Source organism: Parendozoicomonas verongulae, from assembly GCF_009711465.1.
In the GTDB taxonomy this organism is placed as follows: domain Bacteria; phylum Pseudomonadota; class Gammaproteobacteria; order Pseudomonadales; family Endozoicomonadaceae; genus Sansalvadorimonas; species Sansalvadorimonas verongulae.
The window spans coordinates 81,473-81,868 of the sequence record NZ_SMME01000869.1; the positions used below are offsets into that span (position 1 = coordinate 81,473).

Below are 396 nucleotides of genomic sequence, written 5' to 3' on the forward strand. Positions count from 1 at the left end.
AACGACTCTCAGAATACCGCATCTGTCTGCGTCTGAGGCGTGGAACCAAAAATGGCTTGTGCTGTCAATATTGTCAGTGATTCAGGGAAGACAGCACAAGGGTTATCAGAAATGCAGCCATTTCGTTCTATTTCAGGGAAAAGATCTCCAGACTGTGAACCAGCATTTAGCACTGAAAAAAGAATATGTAGCTCGGATTCGGATTCGGTCTCAGTCTCGAAACTCAGCCATACTCTCTCTCACTTAAGTACGGATAAGAAGAAAGCTTCCTCTTCCCCGATTCATAACAAACAGGTCAGCCATTCTTCCGTTTTAAATCCTGCCTTTAAACCAGCCCCTGCATTCGACCTGAAGTTTGTTGCTTCCGATCAGGATGTTTTACTGACTCTGCAAACG

Annotated in this window: 1 protein-coding gene; it reads left to right on the forward strand. The window is 44.7% G+C overall.

From position 1 onward, the window contains the following. Positions 1-51: 51 nt before the first annotated feature. The coding region (locus tag E1189_RS25640; RefSeq protein WP_230460552.1) for a hypothetical protein at positions 52-396 on the forward strand (345 nt) is incomplete at its 3' end.